Below are 17,504 nucleotides of genomic sequence, written 5' to 3' on the forward strand. Positions count from 1 at the left end.
GCCCCTTTATTTCCACAAAACCCCCCCCCCCCCCCGGGGGGGGGGGGGGGAGGGGGAGGGGTCTGCGCGCGTCCGCGCGCGCATAGGCAGTGAACGGAGCTCGCCGTTCGTGCCGGTTCGCCGACGATCCAGACCGGATCGAGCTGCGAGACCCCCTCCCCCAACCCCCTCCCGCGAGGGGAGGGGGAGGATAAAAACTCTATGCCGGAAGAGCTGAAGTCATTCTGAAAAGGTCTCACAAGCGGGAGAGGCAACGAACAAGGCTTGGCGAGAGTGCGGATGAGATGTGCGAATCCGATAGGCCTCTCAGGAGAGGGGCGGAACCGCTTCGGTCTCGTCGGCCGTGGCGCGATCCTCGCCGGCCGCGGCAGCGTCGCGATCGACAACGGTCCTCGCCGGCACCTCCTCCCGCGCATTCGGGTCGCCGGGCGCGGTCTCGCAGCCGAGGTCCGGCAGCGCCACGATGCGGTGGCCGCCGCGGCCGGCAGTGCGGCAGACGATGAAGCTGCGCTGCTCCATATAGGACAGGAGGCGCCGGGTGCGGCCGACCGACTGGGTGCCGTAGGCGCGGGCGATGGTGGCGTCGGACGGGCAGGGGGCGCCCGCCATCGCCGCCTTGACCAGCAGCAGGAAGATGCCCTGCATGTCCTCCGGCAGCTCGCGCGCCAGGCCGGTCGCGTGCTGCCAGGCCGGGCTCTCCGCCGTGTCGGTGTCGACCCCGGCCCGGGCCACGGCCAGCCGGCCGCGGAAGCCGGCGAGGTCCAGCGCCGGGGCGCTGCGGCTGCCGACCCGCTGGATCCGGCAGCGCACCAGGAAATCCTGGTACAGCACCGCGATCGGGCGGAAGGCCGAATCCTCCGCCGCCACCAGGTCGCGCAGCACCGCGTCGATCGCGGCGTCGCGCTCGGCCTGGGTCATCGCGTCCGGCTCCTCCTCCGCCGCCGGGGCGGTGTCGGGGCGGCTGCGGATCAGCTGGGCCAGCAGCTCGGCGGTCGATTGCTGCGGCTGCGGCGGCGGCCGCGTCGGCCGGGGCATCGGCGGCTCGGACTCGACCGCCTTGAAGATCAGCTCGTGCACATCCTCGGGCGGCGTCTCGGGCATCGGCAGCAGCTTCGGGCTGGTCGAGCGCGCGCCGGTCTCGACCGCGCCGATGCGGATCTCGATCGGCCGGCGCGACAGGGCGGGCCCGAGGGCGACGAAGCGGCCGCGGCCGAGGTCGCGGAACATCTCGGCCTGGCGCCGCTCCAGCCCCAGCAGGTCGGCGGCGCGGGCCATGTCGATGTCGAGGAAGGTGCGGCCCATCAGGAAGTTCGAGGCCTCGGCCGCGACGTTCTTGGCCAGCTTGGCCAGGCGCTGGGTGGCGATCACCCCGGCCAGGCCGCGCTTGCGGCCGCGGCTCATCAGATTGGCCATGGCGCCCAGCGTCGCCTTGCGCGCCTCCTCCGACACGTCGCCGGCCGCGGCCGGGGCGAACAGCTGGGCCTCGTCGACCACCACCAGGATCGGGTACCAGAGGTCGCGCTCGGCGTCGAACAGCCCGTTCAGGAAGGCGGCGGCGGCGCGCATCTGCGAGTCGATGTCGCAGCGCTCCAGGTTCAGCACGGCGGAGGTGCGGTGCTGCCGCACCCGGCCGGCGATGCGGTACAAATCCTCGTCGGACCGGTCGCCGTCGACCACGATATGGCCGAAGCGGTCGGCCAGGCTGACGAAGTCGCCCTCGGGGTCGACCACCACCTGCTGCACCCAGGGCGCGCTCTGCTCCAAGAGGCGGCGCAGCAGATGCGACTTGCCGGAGCCGGAATTGCCCTGCACCAGCAGCCGCGTCGCCAGCAGTTCCTCGAGATCGATCATGGCCGATGCCCCGTCGGACAGCGTTCCGATGTCGATTTGAACCGTCATCACCCCTCCGCACACACTGCGGCCCCGTCCTCCGGGGAGGGCGAGGCCGGGCATGGTCTATCACGACCGGACGGGCGGGGGGCAACCCGATGGGGCAGGTCAGGGTCCCGGCGTGCCCGGACCCGCCGACCGACCGCAGAACCATATCAATAATGGATAGTGTGATGCGGGAACCGGATCCGCGGGAGGCCGGCAAGCCGCCGGTCGGTGCTGCGGTCGAGCGGGCAATGCGGCCGGCCAGCAAGGGTTGCGAACCAGTCGCGGCCGATTTGGCCCCCGCCAACCGCCTAAGAAACATCGGACAATTCGCGGGCCCGGGCGACGAAGCCGCTCACCTCCGCGCTTGACTCCTGCTCGGTCTCGGAATGAGCATCTGTTCACAGAATGAGCATAAGATCATGTTCGCCCCCGACGGATACCGCCGCCGATAGAGGTTCGATCCTTCGTCCCGCCTCACCCGGAAATCGTGACGGTTTCCGGGCTTTCCTGCCGAGCGAGAGAGACGCCCGTCCTTCGCCCGCTCCCTGCCTGGAAGAGGGAAGACTGCATGCTTGAAGGTTTTTTTGCGCCGACGGCTTCGGCGCCACAGGCCTTGATCACCGGCGACCGTTATCCGGCGCCGCAGCGGCCGGCGATGAATCTGGCCTCGGTCGACCTGAACCTCCTGGTGGCGCTGGAAGCGCTGCTGGAGCACCGCAACGTCACCCACGCCGCCCAGCATGTCGGCCAGAGCCAGCCGGCGATGAGCCGGGCGCTGGCCAGGCTGCGCGGCATGTTCAACGACGATCTCCTGGTCCGCACCTCGACCGGCCTGGCGCCGACGCCGCGCGGCGAGCGTCTGGCCGTGCTGCTGCCGTCGGTGCTGGGCGCGATTCGCGAGATCGTGACCAGCCGCAGCTTCGCCCCCGGGGAGTGGCGGTCGAAGGCGACGATGGCGATGCCCGACCACCAGGCGCTGGTGCTGCTGCCGCGCCTGCTGCCGCGGCTGCGCGAGCGTGCGCCCCTGCTCGACATCGTCACCGACCCGCTCCTCGCCGGCGCGCTGCGGCGGCTCGAACAGGGCGAGATCGACCTCGCCGTCGGGCAAATCGGCGACACCCCGCCCGGCTATTTCCGGCGCAGCCTGTACTCCGACCGCTTCGCCTGCCTGATGCGGCAGGACCACCCGGCGCTGGCGCAGGACTGGACGATCGAGCGCTTCGCGACCCTGCGCCACGCCGTGATCGCCTCGGGCTCCGAGGACGGCTTCGGCCAGGTCTATGACGGGCTGGCCAAGCTGGACCTGCCGGACCGCGACCCGATCCTGGTCCCCAACATGCTGACGGCGCCGGCGATGATCGCGGAAACCGATTTGGTGCTGACCGTGCCGCACCGCGTCGCCACCCGGGTCGCCGCCATGCTGCCGCTGGCGGTGGTCGACCCGCCACTGGAGCTGCCGCCCTACGAGGTCGCGCTGATCTGGCACGAACGGCGCCATCGCGATCCGGACCACAGCTGGCTGCGCACCGAGATCGCGGCGGCGGCGCTGGCGGCGGTGCAGGGCGGCCGCCGGTCCACCGACCCGATCGAGTTGCGCAGCGGGGCGGCCTCCTGACGATGCCGCCGGGTCAGCCGCCGAGCCGGTGCTCGACCCGCCGGATCAGCCCCTGGGCGTCGGCCGGCGCGCGCACCTTGGCGTCGTTGTCGAAATAGACGTAGACGTCGCGCCTGGCCCGCTTCGGCCCGGGCTTGTCGATCACCCGCTCGGCATCCTTCGGCTCGCGCCCGGCGGCCCAGGCGGCGACGCGATCGGCCCAGCTGTCGAGCGCCTTGTCGCCATAGCCGCTGACATACAGCTGCTCCGACCCGTGCAGCCGGCAATAGACGAAGCCGGCGGTCAGGTCCATGCGCCGCGGCCAGTCCACCGCGTCGGCGCAGACCAGCGCCACCTTGTGCCGGCGCAGCAGCCGGATGAAGGCGGGGTCGAGGAAGCTGTCGTGGCGGATCTCCAGGGCGTGGCGCAGCGGCCGCTTGCGGTCGGTCCTGGTCCAGGCCCGGCCGGCGAAACGCTCGTCGTGGCGGCGGGCCATCTCGGCCGCGGCCTCGGTGTCCTTCGGCAGCAGTTTGAGGAAGGCCTCGATCCGCTCCGGGTCGAAGCGGAAGCTGGGCGGGAATTGCCACAGGATCGGCCCCAGCTTCGGCCCGAGCCGCAGCGGGCCCGACGCCAGGAAATTGGCCAGCGGCGTCTCCACCTCGCGCAGTCGGCGGGTGTGGGTGATGAAGCGCGGCCCCTTGACCGCGAAGACGAAGCCGTCCGGCGTCTCCCCGGCCCAGCGGGCATAGCTCTCCGGCCGCTGGCTGCCGTAGAAGGTGCCGTTGATCTCGATGGTCGGGAAGGTGCCGGCGGCGAAGGCCAGCTCGCGCGTCTGCGGCAGTCCCTTCGGATAGAACACGCCGCGCCAGGGCCGGTAGGTCCAGCCCGAGATCCCGATCCGCACCTGTCCGGTCCCGCTGCCCATCGCGCTCCTCCGGTAGGGAAACGCCATGGGACGCGATGCCGTGCCCGAAAGCAGAGAGGGCGGCCCCTGGCGCCGCCCTCTCCCTCGCTCGGTCGGTTAGGAAGTCGGTCTTCGATCAGAAGGCGAGCACGACGCCGGTGGTCAGCGCGGTCGCCTCGTAGTCCTGGCCGGTGCGGAACTCGTTCCGCTCATAGGCCAGCTCGGTGAAGCTGCTGAGGCCCGGCGCGAAGTTGTACAGGAACGAGCCGATGACGCTGTGGTTGGCCTGCAGGTCGGCGCCGTCGGTGAAGGAGGACTCCAGCTCGTTGCCCTTCTCCGCCGTGGTGTAGGCGTAGCCGACCGAGACGACATACGGGCCGCCGTAATAGGACAGGTCGCCGGTGATCGAGTCGATCGCCTTGTCCGCCCGGAAGGTGCTGGCGAAATGCACCCAGTTGACGCTGCCGGCGAAGCCGCTCGAATGCACGATCTGGCCGCCGAGGCTGTAGGCCTCGTAGTCGTCGTTGCCGCTGACGCCGTTGCCGGTGCCGGCCGAGGCCCGCGCCACCACCGTCGTGCCGTCGAAGGTGTCGGAGTACTGGACGCCGGCGGTGACGATGTTCTCGTAGCGGGCGCTGCTGTCGTTGAACAGGTCGTTGCGGCCGCCATTGCCGGCATGGCCGTTGCCGCCGGCCAGCGGCGTGAAGTCGACGCCGAAGGAGAAGCCGGAGAAGCTCGGCGAGGTGTACTTGACCTTGGTGTCCTTGCCGTTCAGCCCGCCGATGCCGTAGCTCGGATCGATGGCATAGAAGGTGTCGGAGCCGCCGAACAGGTTGAACTTGCCGTCCAGCCCGTCGCCCCAGCCGGCGCCGAGGCCGAGCTTGCCGTTCAGCGTGTCATGGGCATAGATGTAGCCGAAATCGGCAATGGCATAGGGCGCGTCGCCGAGGGTGACGGTGCCGAAGCCGCCCTTCAGGTAGAGATAGGTGCGGTCGATCGTGACGTCGTTGCGGCGGTCGACATTGTTCATGCGGATGCGGGCGCCGTATTCCAGGCCGGAATCGGTGACGTTCTTGATGTCGAACTGCAGCCGCGCATTGGACACGAAGTCATAGTCGCGGTCGAAGGTGTCGTCGGCGGTGTTGCTGAGCGACAGGCCGGCCATGAAGCCGATCCAGCCGCTGATCTTCAGCGACAGGCCCGAGGTGACGTTCGCATCCGCCGCCTGGGCAATACTCGTCCCTCCCGTGGCGGCCGCAAGGCACACCCCGAGCAACAAAAACTTCCGCATTTTTACTTCCCCTCGCGTGTCGGGCGCGCGTCCCCCCAAATGGAACTCGCAGCCCTTCTCTGTAGCGGCGAGGCTTATACGAAGCGCCTCGTTTTGAAATCAACCGTCGGATCCGACATAAAAGCTGCTTGCCGGCAAATTTCATAAAATCGTCACTGCATGTCGGCGCGGGCAAATGCAGGGCGCGCCGGTCCGGCATTCCCCGAACAGCGGCCGACGACGCGCAGGCCGGTTGCCAAGCGGACCGTGCCGTGGATATCAACGACGGATCCAATGGAAAGGGCACGGGACATGCAGCGGGATTTCGGCCAGCCGGGGCGCTCGGCGCTGATCGCGGGCGAGGCGGCGATCGCCACCTCGCATCCGCTGGCCTCGGCCGCGGGGCTCGAGGTGCTGATGGACGGCGGCAACGCGGTCGACGCGGCGCTGGCCGCGGTCGCGGTGCAATGCGTGGCCGAAGCCCATATGACCGGCATCGGCGGCGACTGCTTCGTGCTCTACGCCCCGGCCGGGCGCGACGCGCTGGCGCTGAACGGCAGCGGCCGCGCCCCGCGCGCGGCCTCGGCGGAGGCGCTGGCGGCCCAGGGCCTGACGGCGATCCCGCAGCGCAGCCCGCATGCGGTGACGGTGCCGGGCGCGATCTCGGCCTGGTGCCGGCTGCATGAAGAGCACGGGTCGCTGCCGCTCGACCGGCTGTTCGCCCGCGCCATCCTGTATGCGGAGGAGGGCTATCCGGTGGCGCCGCGCGTCGCCTGGGACTGGGCCGAGGATGCCGGCTTCCTGGCCGGCGACGCCGGCTGCCGCGCCGTGTTCCTGCCCGGCGGCCGGATCCCGGCGGTCGGCGACCGGCATGCCCAGCCGCTGCTCGGCGCCCGGCTGCGCGACATCGCCGCCCGCGGCGCCGCCGCTTTCTACGAGGGCGCGGTGGCGGAATCGCTGGTCCGCCTGCTGAAGGCCCAGGGCGGGCTGCACACGCTCGACGATTTCGCCGCCGGCCGCGAGGTCGCCAACTGGGTCGACCCGATCCGGCTCGACTATCACGGCACCGAGGTGGTGGAGTGCCCGCCGAACGGCCAGGGGCTGGCGGCGCTGATGATCCTCGGCCTGCTCTCCGGCCACGACCTGGCGGCGGAGATGCCGGAGGCCGACCGCATCCATCTGCACGCCGAGGCGACCAAGATCGCCTACCACCACCGCGACGCGCTGATCTGCGACCCCGACCACCTGCCGCACGACCCGCGGACGCTGCTGTCGGAGGCGGTGCTGGGCACGCTGCGCCGGCGGATCGACCCGAAGCGCGCCGGCCGGCCGGCGCTGTGGACCGAGCCGGAGCACCGCGACACCATCTATCTCTGCGTCGTCGACCGCGACGGCAACGCCGTCTCCTTCATCAACTCGATCTTCGACAGCTTCGGCAGCGGCCTGCTCGACCCCGAGACCGGTGTGCTGCTGCACAGCCGCGGCCGGTCCTTCCGGGTCGAGCCGGGGCATCCGAACGCGATCGGGCCGGGCAAGCGGCCGATGCACACCATCATCCCCGGCCTGCTGCGCCGCGGCGGCCGCACCGCCGGCGTGTTCGGGGTGATGGGCGGCCACTACCAGGCGGCCGGCCAGGCGCAGTTCGTGTCCTCGATCATCGACCGCGGCCTCGACCCGCAGGCGGCGCTGGACCTGCCGCGCAGCTTCGCCTTCGACGGCGTGCTGCAGCTCGAGACCCGGGTCGGCGAGGACGTGGCGGCGGATCTCGGCGGCCGCGGCCACTCGGTCGACCGGCGGAACGAGCCGCTGGGCGGCGGCCAGGCGATCCTGATCGACCATGAGCGCGGCGTGCTGATCGCCGGCTCCGACCCCCGCAAGGACGGCTGCGCGCTGGGGATCTAGGGTCGGGCCTTTCCCTTTGTCGTCATTGCCGGGCATGACAGTGAAAGGGATCGGGCGGCCGCCCATATTTGAAGGAACTCCTGGGCCGTTGCCGGATTGGACAAGGCGACCCCAGCGAACGGAGGACCCATGCAGCTTCAGCTCAGCTCCTGGCCGGAGATCGAGGCCTATCTCAAGACCTCGCGCGGCGCGATCATGCCGATCGGCTCGACCGAGCAGCACGGCCCGAACGGGCTGATCGGCACCGATGCGCTGTGCGCCGAGGGCATCGCCCGCGGCGTCGGCGACAAGACCGGGGCGGTGATCGGCCCGACCATCGGCGTCGGCATGGCGCATCACCACATGACCTTCCCCGGCAGCATGACGCTGAAGCCATCGACCCTGGTGCTGGTGATCCGCGACTATGTCATGGCGCTGGCCGAGCACGGCTTCGAGCGCTTCCTGTTCGTCAACGGCCATGGCGGCAACATCGCCACCATCCAGGCCGCCTTCTACGAGATCTACTCCGAGCGTCGCGCGCTCGGCAGCCCGGCGATCCGCTGCCGCCTGGTCAACTGGTGGGACAACGCGGCCGTGCAGCGCCTGTCGAAGGAGCTGTACGGCGTGGCCGAGGGCAGCCACGCCACGGCCAGCGAGGTGGCGGTCACCCAGCACCTGTTCCCCGACCACATCAAATCGGCCGAGCTGGACCCGCCGATCGCGCCCTCGGGCCGGTTCTACGACGCCGTCGACTACCGCCGCCGCTTCCCGGACGGCCGCATCGGCTCCAACCCCGGCCTGGCGACGCCGGAGCATGGCGAGCAGTTCTACGATGCGGCGGTGGACGCGATCTCCGGCACCTATGCGGAGTTCCTGGCAGAGGTCTGAACCCGGTGCGGGGCGTCGCCGAGGGCCAGCAACAGCGCTTCGCGCAGGGCCGCGGCATCGTCCTCCGGCACCAGGGTGACGCCCGGCCCCGCGTCGATGCCGCAGGCGGCGGTGGCGATCACCGGGATGCCCAGCGCCATGGCCCGCAGCAGCGCCCGCGGCTGGTGCTCGACGATCGCCGGCAGCACCACCGCGGCGACCGGGTCGGGCCAGGCGCCGGCGGGCAGCGGCCGCGCCGCGACATTGCGCCAGAACGGGCCGGCCTGCTCGCGCGCCCGGCCGGTCACGGCCAGGTCGATGTCCAGCCCCTTGACCGCGTCGCGCAAGGCATAGGCGCCCTTGCGGCCCAGGGCCGAGGCCGGGAACAGGATGGCGCGGCCGCCGATCGCGGGCCGTGGCGCCGCGGCGACGTCAGGCAGCGCCCAGTCCAGATGCACCGCCCGGTCCGCGAAGCGCGCGGCGATGCCGCCATGCGGGGTGTAGAGGCGCGCGGCCGCAGCCAGCGCCTCGGTCTCCGCCGAAACGATCTCCTCCGGCGCCCGGAAATCGCCCAGAGTCGGGCTCTCCGGATGGCGGGCCAAGGCCCGGTCCAGCCGGGCCTGCAGCGCCGCCAGCGGCCAGCGCTCCATCAGCACGTCGAAGCTGCGGCCCTGCAGGCAGCCGAGGCGCCAGAGATGCGGCAGCAGCCCCTGGCCGACCACCAGATGGGTGTGCCGGTAGGACAGGCGGCGCGCATAGGCCTCGGCCAGGCGCCGGTCGAAGCCCAGCATCGCCTTGGGCAGGGCGCCGCCCACCGCCGGCAGGCGGCGCAGCGCCCCGGGCGCGTGCCAGCGCGACCACGGTGGCGCGGCTCTCACCGCCCGGCAGCTCCGGCCAGGCGTAGCGGGCGCGCCAGCGCATCGGCAGGAACAGTCTGTCCTCCGGCCCGGCCTGGGCGCGCAGCAACGCCGCGAATTCCGGCCAGCTTCCATCGACCAGCCAGGCGGTCGGCCGCCGTGTGATCTCGGCCCCCTTCGGCAGCAGATGGCTGCAGTCCTCATGGCTGCAGCCGACGCAGTCATTGGCGGCTTCGCGCGGGACCGGGAAGGGGACGACGATGCCGGCCGCCGGGGCGGCGGCGCAGCGGAAGCGGATCTCCAGCTCCGTCCCGGTCAGCCGCGCCTTGATGCGGAAGGCGGCGGGGCTGCGGAAGCGCAGGTCGACATAGTTCCAGAATACGGTGGCGTCGCGCCCGGCGGCGGCGCGCGAGCCCGGCACCAGCCGGCTGTGGGCGTGGCGCTCGACGATCTCGAAGCCGGCGGCCAGCGCCGCCTCGTACAGGCCGTTCGACAGCTGGCACAGCCCGCCGCCGGTGCTGGCGACCAGGCAGCCCTCGCGCAGCTCGCGCCCGGCGACGAAGCCGCGCCGGCGCGTGGCGCGGCCGATCTGGCGCCAGAAGCTGAACACGGCGCCGGCCGGCACCTCGACGCCGTCGAGGGCACGCAGGGCGAGGCGTAGATTGTGGATCTTGCCGGCAGTCAGCTCGTGCTCGCCGGCCCCGCCCGCCCCGGTCCACAGCGGCGAGCGGATCTCGGCGACGATGGCTGCATCGCGCAGCCCGTCCGCCCGCGGATGGCGCGCCGGCCGGCGGCGGATCTCGCGCAGGGCCCGGCCGCGGCGCAGCAGGGCCGCCTTGATCCCGAAGACCAGCGAGTCCCAACGCGACGGGACCTTGTGATCCGCTGGCGCTGCCATTCTCGCTGCTGCTCCCGACACTGGCGACAGGGGTAGTGGAACAGCGGAAGATGGCCGGACGATGTCGCGCCGGTGGCAGAGCGGTGCGTCCTGCGCGACGGACTTGACGTCCGGGCCCGCCGGCTTGATGAAAGGCGACGCTTCCGATCGGGCCCGCCATGACCGACGCCCCCCGCCGCATCGGCATCCTGCTGCTGCCGCAGTTCTCGATGATGGCCTTCGCCTCGGCGCTGGAGCCGTTGCGCGTCGCCAACCGGCTGTCGCGGCGCCAAGTCTATCATTGGACCATCTTCTCCGCCGATGGCTTGCCGGTGTCGGCCTCGAACGGCCTGCCGCTGCCGGCCGATGCCATCGCCGGCAGCGCCGACGACCTGCCGATGCTGATCGTCTGCGCCGCCTTCGAGCCGCTGGCAGCCGTCACCCCGGCGCTGATCCGCTGGTTCCGCCGGCTCGACCGCGCCGGCGCGGTGCTCGGCGGCATCGACACCGGCTGCTTCGCGCTGGCCGCCGCCGGGCTGCTCGACGGCTACCGCGCCACCGCGCATTGGGAGGCGCTGGACGGCTTCGCCGAGCAGTTCCCGCGGGTCGAAGCCCGCGCCTGCCTGTTCGAGGCCGACCGCCGCCGCCTGACCTGCGCCGGCGGCACCGCCGCGCTCGACCTGATGCTGCAGATCATCCGCATGGACCACGGCGCCCGGCTGGCGGCCGCGGTGTCGGAGCAGTTCATCTACAACACCCTGCGCCATGCCGAGGACCGGCAGCGCCTGTCGGTGCCGCGCCAGCTCGACATCCGCGACAGCCGCCTGGCGCGGATGGTCGAGATCATGGAGCGCAACGTCGCCAGCCCGATCGCGGTCACCGCCCTGGCCCGCACTGTCGACATGTCGCCGCGCCAGGTCGAGCGGCTGTTCGCCCATCATCTCGGCAAGGGGCCGCAGGGCTTCTACCAGTCGCTGCGGCTGCAGCGGGCGCGGTCGATGGTGCAGTATTCCGACGACCCGCTGCTGGAGGTCGCGGTCGCCTGCGGCTTCGGCAGCTACGAGCATTTCTGCCGCTGCTACCGCCGCGAATTCGGCGTGCCGCCCAGCCGCGACCGCCGGGCCTCCGCCGCCTAGCGGAAAGCGTCAAGCCGCTGTCGCTCCCGATCAAGATCCGGGCGGGCGCCCGGGCGTAGCCTCGTCCCAGCGGCCGGTGCGCCGGCAATACGGGGAGGTGGCCGGCAATGGCCCTGCAGACTGACATCAACCGGCGGGTGATCGTGACCTGCGCCGTCACCGGCGCCGGCGACACGGTGGGCAAGCATCCGGCGATCCCGGTAACGCCGCAGCAGATCGCCGATGCGGCGCTGGAGGCGGCGAAGGCCGGCGCCACCGTGGCCCATATCCATGTCCGCAACCCCGAGACCGGCAAGCCCAGCCGCGACCCGGCGCTGTACCGCGAGGTGGTGGACCGTATCCGCTCCTCCGGCGTCGACATCATCATCAACCTGACCGCCGGCATGGGCGGCGACTTGGTGATCGGTCCCCAGGACAACCCGACGAAGTTCGGCCCCGACACCGACCTGGTCGGCGGCATCGACCGCCTGCCCCATGTCGAGCAACTGCTGCCGGAGATCTGCACCCTCGATTGCGGCTCGCTGAACTTCGGCGACGGCTCGCTGGTCTATGTCTCCACCCCCGACATCCTGCGCAAGCAGGCGAAGCGGATCCAGGAGCTCGGCGTGAAGCCGGAGCTCGAGATCTTCGACACCGGCAACCTGTGGTTCGCGCGGAAAATGGTGGAGGAGGGGCTGCTCGACGCGCCGCCCCTGTTCCAGCTCTGCCTCGGCATCCCCTGGGGCACGCCGCCCGACCCGCGGATGATGCTGGCGATGCGCGACATGCTGCCGGACGGCGCGGTCTGGGCCGGCTTCGCCATCGGCCGGCTGCAGATGCCCTTCGTCGCCCAGGCGGTGCTGCTGGGCGGCCATGTCCGGGTCGGGCTCGAGGACAACCTCTATCTCGACAAGGGCGTCTACGCCTCGAATGGCAGCCTGGTCGAGCGGGCGCGGACCATCATCGAGGCGATGGGGTCGAAGGTGATGACCCCGGCCGAGGCGCGCAGCCATCTCGGCCTCAAGCTGAAGGGGCAGGCCCATGCCGCGTGAGATCCGCACCCTCGGCATCGTCGGCGGCGGCGTCATCGGAAGCGGCTGGGCCGCCCGGGCGCTGGCCCGCGGCCTGAATGTCGTCGCCTGGGACCCATCGCCGAGCGGCGAGCAGGCCTTGCGCGATGCCGTCGCCAATGCCTGGCCGGCCCTGACCCGGATCGGCCTGGCCAAGGGCGCCGACCCGGACCGGCTGGCGGTCCTCGGCTCGGCCGAGACGGTCGCGGCCGTGGCCGATTTCGTGCAGGAGAGCGCGCCGGAGCGGATCGAGCTCAAGCGCAAGCTGCACCACGCCATGGCGGCGGCCGCGCCGGCCGACGTCATCCTCGGCTCCTCCTCCTCGGGCCTCTTGCCCAGTGAGATCCAGGAGGGCGCGCGGCATCCGGAGCGGATCGTCATCGGCCATCCCTTCAACCCGGTCTACCTGCTGCCGCTGGTCGAGGTGGTCGGCGGCAAGCAGACGGCGCCGGAGACGATCCAGGCGGCGTCGGCTTTCTACGCCTCGCTCGGCATGAAGCCGCTGCATGTCCGCAACGAGATCGACGGCTACATCGCCGACCGGCTGCTGGAGGCGCTGTGGCGCGAGGCGCTGCACCTGGTGGCCGACGGCATCGCCACCACCAAGGAGATCGACGAGGCGATCTGCTTCGGCGCCGGCATCCGCTGGGCCTTCATGGGCACCAACCTGACCTACCACCTCGCCGGCGGCGAGGGCGGCATGAGGCATATGCTGGAGCAGTTCGGCCCGGCGCTGGAGCTGCCCTGGACCAAGCTGGTGGCGCCGAAGCTGACCGACACCCTGATCGATCGCATGGTCGAAGGCACGCGCGAGCAGGCCGGCGGCTGGCCGGTGAAAAAGATCGAGCGCTGGCGCGACGAGCGCATCATCCGGATCCTGCAGGCGCTGGAGGCCGCCGACCGCGACACCGGCCACCCGACCTACGACCCGCGGCCGGGCACCGCCTGAGCCGCCGCCCGATCCCCGCGCCCGCGGGGATGGCGCGGTCGGGTCGGTTGCGGGCCCCCGACCGTTGTTCGCCTGACTTCGCCCGGCCGGATCCTCCCCCGGCCGGGCGCCCTTTCAGCCCGGGATCAGCGGGCGCCGCAGCCTGGTGAAGGCCGCCTTCAGCCGCGCCGCATAGGCCGGATCGCCCGACAGGGTGCGCTGCCGTGGCCAGCGCTCGGTCGCCACCGCGGTCGCCAGCGCCCGCACCCGCACCGCCTCGCCCTCCGTCACCGACACGCCGCCGAGCAGCTTCATATAGGTCTTGGTGTCGTGCTGCTGCAGCACCTCGTCGAGCCAGGGGCCCAGCGGGGAATCGGGAACGGGCGTCAGCCAGTCGCCCGGCAGCGACCGGCTGTCCGGAATGTCGGCATAGGAGGCGCCGCAGTCCCACAGCCACAGCGCGTAGCCGAGGATCGCGGTAGCGATGCTGACCGGCGGCAGCAGGCCGGGGCCGGCCTCCGCATAGATCAGCGGGATCTCGGCCAGGTCGGCCATCGCCATGGGCACGATGTCGAGCGTGTTCCGGTAGCAGCTCGCCGTCGGGAAGGCGCTGCGGAAGGCGTCGGCGAAGGCTTGGTTGCCGGCGGTCGGCCCGGCATAGGTGGTCGGCACGATGGCAGGGGACAGGCCCTGCTGCCCCAGCTGCGCCTGCAGCCACGGGGCCAGCACGGTGGCGACGCAGCCGCCCAGGCTGTGCCCGGTCACCTGCAGCGGCACCTGCCGGTTCGCGGCGGCATCGTAGAAGCCGGCCAGGAAGCCGACCAGGGACTGCCCACCCGAGGTCAGGCCGGCGACCCGGGACAGCGCGGCGGCGGTGCCGTCGGCGATGAGGACGCCGGTCGGGCCGGTCCAGGGCGGTGCCTGCTGGCTGTCGGCGTCGAGATCCTCGACGATCTGGTTCCACAGCCCCATCAGCGGCACGTCCCAGTCGGTGCCGCGCACGACCACGGCCAGGGACAGGGCCTGTCCCGCCTCGCTGCGGACCGCGACATAGACGAGATTGGCCTGGGACGGGTCCTGCGCCGGCCCCCAGGCCAGCGACCAGCTGCCGCCGCCCGGTGCCGGCCAGGCCAGCGGGAAGCTGCCGGGGATGGCGGCGGGGTCGAGATAGGAGATCTGGCACAGCTGGAGCAGGCCGATGCTCGCGGCATCGACCATTGCGGTCGGAATGGTCATGGTGAATTCCTCGAATTAATAATAAAATTAGAGAAACTGACAAATATTATTATAGCAGAGAGATAATATTCTGAAAGCTACTTCACATGCGCCCGCAGGGTCCGGCCGCGGATGCGCTCGCGGTGCATGATGTACAGGCTGGAGGCGATGACGATGCCGGCGCCGAGCACGACGAAGGGCTCGACGGCGTTGCCGAAGAACAGGCTGCCATAGGCCAGGGCCCAGACGATCATGGTGTACTGCATCGGCGCGATGGTGCTGGCCGGCGCCAGCGACAGCGCCCGCACCACCAGGAACTGGGCCGATCCCATCAGCAGGCCGGCGGCGCCGACCCGCAGCAGGTCGAACCAGCCCGGCAGCTTGAACACGAACAGCGCGACCGGCAGGCTGGTGACCAGCAGCCCCAGCATCACCGCCGTCACCATCACGGCGCGCTGCTCGTCGCGGCTGATCTTGCGCATGATCAGCACCACCCCGGCGCCGGTGAAGACCGAGCCCAGGGCCGAGAGGTGCCCCAGCGTCAGCGTCTCGAAGCCCGGCCGCACCATCACCAGGATGCCCAGGAAGCCGACCACCACCGCGGCCCAGCGATGGGCCCGCACCTGCTCGCCCAGGATCGGGATCGACAGGATCGTCACCACCATCGGCGTGCAGAAGGCGATGGCGTAGACATCGGCCAGGGGCAGGGCGGAGAAGGCATAGAAGCCGAAGATCGTGCCGATCCCGGCCAGGAAGCCGCGCAGCACGATCAGCCGCGGATGCGCCGCCCGCATCCGGCCGAGCCCGCCGTCGCGGCGCAGCATGATCAGGATCGGGATGCAGGCGAAGGCGACCTGCATCGGGATGATCTGGAAGATCGAATAGCTGGCCGTCAGCCCCTTCACCAGCGCGTCGCTGGACGCGAACATCAGGTTGGCGAGGAGCGAGCACAGCACGCCGAGCAGCGGCGTCTCGGCGCCGGAGGCAGGGGCGGTTGGAAGGGGGGCTGCGGCCGGAGGCGCCGTCGGCGCACGCAGAGGGGCCATCGGGACAGTCTCGTCGCCGCGCCTCCAGAGTCGCATGGTCGTTCCGATCCCCTCCGGGGCGGCGGGCTGCCCGTCCTGCCCCGTAGGTCAGACATACGCCTGTTGGCGGAAAACGGGTGGCGAAAGCCGGAAAGGCTGGCATGCACGCCGGGCGACCGTGCCCATGGAACCGGCCGTTGGTCCCGCGCGATGGCCCGCAGCACCTCGACGAAGAAGGCCGGCTCGGCCTCCGCGATCCGCTGCTGCAGCGTGTCGGCGGTATCGCCCGGCAGGACCGGCACCTGGTGCTGGGCGACGATCGCGCCATGGTCGTATTCGCCGTCGACCAGGTGGACCGTGATGCCGCTGACGATTTCCCCCGCGGCCAGAACGGCTTCGTGCACGCGGCGGCCGTACATGCCGCGGCCGCCGAACTTCGGGAGCAGGGCGGGATGGATGTTCAGGATCCGGCCTTGGTACCAGTCGAGCGTGACCGGCCCGACCTTGCGCAGATAGCCGGACAGCACCAGCCACTCGGCGCCGGCGTCCTGGAGGGCCCGGCAGAGGGCGAGATCGGCGGCCTGCTCGCTGCCCTCGGTTCCGGCGCTGATGTGCCGGCGGGGAATGCCGGCCGCGTCCGCGAACTGCAATGCCGGTGCATCTCGATTGTTGCTGACCACCAGGCGGGCCTCGGTGGGCAGAATGCCGGCGGCGATGGCCTGGACGATCGCCCGCATGCTCGTCCCGGCATGCGACGCCAGGAAGCCCAGCCTCAGTGGTCCGCTCACGACTCGTCCTCTTCCCGATGCGAATCCCTCCGCAAGGGTGGCGAAGTTCGGCGGCATCGCCTATGCCGTCGCTGGCGGATCGAGGGAAGGATGCTGCGATGATCGAGTTCGCGGTCGATGCGGTGCAGGTCGTGTTCAACCCGGCGGGCGGGCATCTGCACGATGTCGTGATGCGCTGGAACGGGCGGGAGATCCGGCCGCTGCACCGGGCGCCCTGGATCGACAGCGGCGAGGCGCTGCCGGGCGATATCCCGCTCGGCCTGCGCAACCTCGCCGGCGACTTCTTCTGCGCCCCCTTCGCCGACAGCGACCTGGACGGCGCGCCCGGCCATGGCTGGACCGCCAACGGCCACTGGGACCTCGACGGCATCGACCAGGATTCCGGCGGCGTCACCGCGCGCTTCACGCTGCAGGAAAAGGTCTTCGGCGCCACCGTGCGCAAGGCGGTGACGCTGCGCCAGGGCCAGCCGATCGTCTATCAGCGCCATGTCTTCGAGGGCGGCGCCGGGGCGTTGCCGATGGCGCATCACGCCATGATCCGGGCGCCCGGCGGGGCCGCCCTCAGCTTTTCGCCCAAGGCCTTCGGCACCACCCCGCCGACCCCGGTCGAGCCCGATGCCGCGCGGGGGCGCTCGGTGCTGGCTTATCCTCAGCGCATCGCCGGACTCGAGGCCGTGCGCCTGGCTGATGGCCGCACGGTCGATGCCTCGCGCTACCCCTTCACCGAGAGCCATGAGGACATCGTGCTGCTGGCCGAGGCGCCGGCCTCGCCGCTCGGCTGGTCGGCGGCGCTGGCGGCGCGCGAGGGCTTCGTGTTCTTCGGGCTGAAGGACCCGCGCCGGCTGCCCTTCACCATGCTGTGGATGAGCAATGGCGGTCGCGACTATCCGCCCTTCTCCGGCCGGCACCGGCATGTGCTGGGGATCGAGGAGGGCTGCATGTATCTGCATCTCGGCCACCGCGCCTCGGCCGGGCCGAACCCGCTGACCGCCGAGGGCTACCCGACCGCGATCGCGCTGGATCCGGCGGGCCGGATCGAGATCGCCTACGCCTTCGGGGCGGTGCCGGCCGAGCCGGGCTGGGACCGGGTCGAGGCGATCAGCCACGGCCCCGCCGGCCTCGACCTGTGTATCGCCGGCGGCGCGGCCGTGACGCTGCCCTTCGAGGCGGAGCGCATCGGGCTGTAGGAGTGGGTGTGCAGGTTAAAGATCCAGTAGATTTTTTGATGAATTTTC

The 17,504-nt window shown here is 71.2% G+C and carries 14 protein-coding genes and 1 pseudogene; 7 read left to right on the forward strand and 8 right to left on the reverse strand.

All coding sequences use genetic code 11. From position 1 onward, the window contains the following. Window positions 1-306 precede the first annotated feature (306 nt). A complete protein-coding gene (locus AAHM41_RS17815) occupies window positions 307-1,899 on the reverse strand; it encodes an ATP-binding protein (protein ID WP_342237906.1) in 1,593 nt (530 codons plus the stop codon). A gap of 547 nt (window positions 1,900-2,446) precedes the next feature. Between AAHM41_RS17815 and AAHM41_RS17820 the strand changes: the two genes are divergently transcribed. Beyond that, complete coding sequence (locus AAHM41_RS17820; protein WP_342237907.1) at window positions 2,447-3,493, forward strand: LysR family transcriptional regulator; 1,047 nt, start codon at window positions 2,447-2,449, stop codon at window positions 3,491-3,493. 13 nt (window positions 3,494-3,506) lie between these two features. Here AAHM41_RS17820 and AAHM41_RS17825 read toward each other — a convergent pair whose 3' ends face one another. Together AAHM41_RS17825 and AAHM41_RS17830 are read right to left on the reverse strand one after the other, a co-directional pair. Next, window positions 3,507-4,397 (reverse strand): DUF72 domain-containing protein, encoded by an 891-nt coding sequence (locus AAHM41_RS17825; protein WP_342237908.1) that lies wholly within the window; start codon window positions 4,395-4,397, stop codon window positions 3,507-3,509. Between the two features lie 115 nt (window positions 4,398-4,512). Further along, window positions 4,513-5,667 carry a porin gene (locus AAHM41_RS17830; RefSeq protein WP_342237909.1) on the reverse strand — a complete coding sequence of 385 codons (1,155 nt, stop codon included), beginning with the start codon at window positions 5,665-5,667 and terminating at the stop codon, window positions 4,513-4,515. Between the two features lie 273 nt (window positions 5,668-5,940). Between AAHM41_RS17830 and AAHM41_RS17835 the strand changes: the two genes are divergently transcribed. Continuing rightward, complete coding sequence (locus AAHM41_RS17835) at window positions 5,941-7,548, forward strand: gamma-glutamyltransferase family protein (RefSeq protein ID WP_342237910.1); 1,608 nt, start codon at window positions 5,941-5,943, stop codon at window positions 7,546-7,548. A gap of 129 nt (window positions 7,549-7,677) precedes the next feature. Next, entirely contained in the window at window positions 7,678-8,415 is a 738-nt protein-coding gene (locus tag AAHM41_RS17840) for a creatininase family protein (RefSeq protein WP_342237911.1), read from the forward strand. On the opposite strand, the gene AAHM41_RS17845 is transcribed toward AAHM41_RS17840, so the two are convergent. Both AAHM41_RS17845 and AAHM41_RS40635 read right to left on the reverse strand, forming a co-directional pair. After that, complete coding sequence (locus tag AAHM41_RS17845) at window positions 8,388-9,272, reverse strand: glycosyltransferase (RefSeq protein ID WP_342237912.1); 885 nt, start codon at window positions 9,270-9,272, stop codon at window positions 8,388-8,390. The two genes, AAHM41_RS17840 and AAHM41_RS17845, sit on opposite strands and share 28 nt — an antisense overlap. Before the next feature lie 331 nt (window positions 9,273-9,603). Further along, window positions 9,604-10,149 (reverse strand): annotated as a pseudogene (locus tag AAHM41_RS40635) (VanW family protein); the annotation flags it as partial. Between the two features lie 158 nt (window positions 10,150-10,307). On the opposite strand from AAHM41_RS40635, the gene AAHM41_RS17855 reads away from it, so the two are divergent. The 3 genes from AAHM41_RS17855 to AAHM41_RS17865 all read left to right on the forward strand — a co-directional run bounded on the left by AAHM41_RS17855 (window position 10,308) and on the right by AAHM41_RS17865 (window position 13,262). Then, window positions 10,308-11,264: a GlxA family transcriptional regulator gene (locus AAHM41_RS17855; RefSeq protein ID WP_342237914.1), complete on the forward strand. Its 957-nt coding sequence runs from the start codon at window positions 10,308-10,310 to the stop codon at window positions 11,262-11,264. A 107-nt stretch (window positions 11,265-11,371) separates the two neighbouring features. After that, a complete protein-coding gene (locus AAHM41_RS17860; RefSeq protein WP_342237915.1) occupies window positions 11,372-12,295 on the forward strand; it encodes a 3-keto-5-aminohexanoate cleavage protein in 924 nt (307 codons plus the stop codon). Further along, window positions 12,285-13,262, forward strand: a complete 978-nt coding sequence (locus tag AAHM41_RS17865) for an L-carnitine dehydrogenase (protein ID WP_342237916.1) — start codon at window positions 12,285-12,287, stop codon at window positions 13,260-13,262. The genes AAHM41_RS17860 and AAHM41_RS17865 overlap by 11 nt, the downstream gene beginning before the upstream one ends. 114 nt (window positions 13,263-13,376) lie before the next feature. On the opposite strand, the gene AAHM41_RS17870 is transcribed toward AAHM41_RS17865, so the two are convergent. The 3 genes from AAHM41_RS17870 to purN all read right to left on the reverse strand — a co-directional run bounded on the left by AAHM41_RS17870 (window position 13,377) and on the right by purN (window position 16,269). Continuing rightward, window positions 13,377-14,477, reverse strand: coding sequence for a lipase family protein (locus AAHM41_RS17870; protein ID WP_342237917.1), 1,101 nt, complete (start codon window positions 14,475-14,477; stop codon window positions 13,377-13,379). Between the two features lie 77 nt (window positions 14,478-14,554). Further along, a complete protein-coding gene (locus tag AAHM41_RS17875; RefSeq protein ID WP_342237918.1) occupies window positions 14,555-15,502 on the reverse strand; it encodes a DMT family transporter in 948 nt (315 codons plus the stop codon). After that, complete coding sequence (gene purN / locus AAHM41_RS17880; RefSeq protein WP_342237919.1) at window positions 15,385-16,269, reverse strand: phosphoribosylglycinamide formyltransferase; 885 nt, start codon at window positions 16,267-16,269, stop codon at window positions 15,385-15,387. Before purN ends, AAHM41_RS17875 begins: the two co-directional genes overlap by 118 nt. A 98-nt stretch (window positions 16,270-16,367) precedes the next feature. Between purN and AAHM41_RS17885 the strand changes: the two genes are divergently transcribed. After that, window positions 16,368-17,456 carry a hypothetical protein gene (locus tag AAHM41_RS17885; protein WP_342237920.1) on the forward strand — a complete coding sequence of 363 codons (1,089 nt, stop codon included), beginning with the start codon at window positions 16,368-16,370 and terminating at the stop codon, window positions 17,454-17,456. Window positions 17,457-17,504 lie beyond the last annotated feature (48 nt).

The sequence above is a fragment of the Inquilinus sp. OTU3971 genome (genome assembly GCF_038440215.1).